Source organism: Aquimarina intermedia (genome assembly GCF_008124785.1).
GTDB classification, from domain to species: Bacteria; Bacteroidota; Bacteroidia; order Flavobacteriales; family Flavobacteriaceae; genus Aquimarina; species Aquimarina intermedia.
The window spans coordinates 1-1379 of record NZ_VNHU01000025.1 but is presented as its reverse complement, the minus strand read 5'-3'; the positions used below and the strand labels follow the sequence as shown (position 1 = coordinate 1379).

2 protein-coding genes are annotated in these 1379 nt (G+C 32.3%); both read left to right on the top strand.

All coding sequences use genetic code 11. The features are described 5' to 3' along the window. On the top strand, positions 1–503 hold a 503-nt coding region (locus BD809_RS15705; protein ID WP_170251926.1), incomplete at its 5' end, for a transposase. Continuing rightward, positions 434–1342 (top strand): IS3 family transposase, encoded by a 909-nt coding sequence (locus BD809_RS15515; RefSeq protein WP_148783898.1) that lies wholly within the window; start codon positions 434–436, stop codon positions 1340–1342. The genes BD809_RS15705 and BD809_RS15515, both read left to right, overlap by 70 nt. The last annotated feature ends 37 nt before the right edge of the window (positions 1343–1379 follow it).

The window sequence follows — 1379 nt, the reverse complement described above, 5'->3', positions numbered from 1 at the left end:
AAATCAAACATTCCAAAGATTTTAAATTTAAAGCAGTACAAAAGGTTTTAAGGAATAATTTAAGTATTACTGCTGTTAGTGATGAATTAGTTCTCAATAAGAGTGATCTAAAAAAATGGATTAAATACTACCAGAAGTATGGTATGTCTGGATTAACTCCAAGATCAACTAATACTAATTATAGTGGTAGCTTAAAGTTGAAAGTTATTCGTAGCATTGAACGAAATGGATTATCTTTCAGGGAAGTAAGTCTGAAGTACAATATTCCAAGCCATAGTACAGTTCAAAGCTGGTATCTGATTTATCAAGATAAAGGCGCTATTGGATTGTATAAGGATGGAAGAGGTCGATCTAATTCTATGAATAAAAGGAAGTCCAAAAAATCATCTAAAAAGCCACTTACTAGAGAAGAAGAACTTTTACAGGAAAATGAATCCTTAAGAGCAGAACTGGCTTTGCTAAAAAAGTTGCACGCCTTAGCTCAAGCCAAAAAGAAAAAGTAATAGCCATTGAGGAGCTAAGGCAAAAACATAGACTATCACTGTTACTACAACATGCATCAATGGCTAGAAGTAGTTTCTATTATCACATTAAAACTCTTAAGAGAGTCGATAAGTATCAACACATCAAAATAAAAATACAAGAGGTTTATCATAAACATCTAGGCAGGTATGGTTATCGCAGAATCACTTTAGAACTAAAACAACTAGGATTCTGCATAAATCACAAAACCGTTCAAAGCCTTATGACTGAATTGGGTTTGAAATCTCGTATAAGAGTTAAAAAGTATAAATCCTACAAAGGACAACAAGGTAGAATAGCTCCTAATCTGCTTGCTAGAGACTTCAAAGCTGACAGAATGTATCAGAAATGGGTAACAGATATTACTGAATTTAAGGTAGCAGGTAAAAAACTATACCTATCTCCCATTCTGGATCTCTACAACAGAGAAATAATTAGTTACCAGCTCTCTGAAGCTCCTAACTTTAAACAGGTAAACAGTATGTTGAAAAAAGCCTTTAAAAAATTACCTAAGCAAAACAGCATATTACTGCATTCTGATCAAGGATGGCAATACCAAATGCCTATGTATCAAAAAATACTTAAACAAAAGAAAATAAAACAAAGTATGTCAAGAAAAGGAAATTGCCTCGATAATGCAGTAGTAGAAAATTTCTTTGGTATTCTCAAATCCGAATTATATTACTTAAAAAAATATGAAACTGTAAAAGAACTGAAGAAAGATATCAAAGAGTATATTCAATACTATAACCAAGAAAGAATATCTTTGACTCTAAATGGAATGAGCCCGATACAATATCGAGCTCATTTCCAAAATTAAATTTTGTTTAACCGTCCAACTTTTGGGGTTCAGTCCA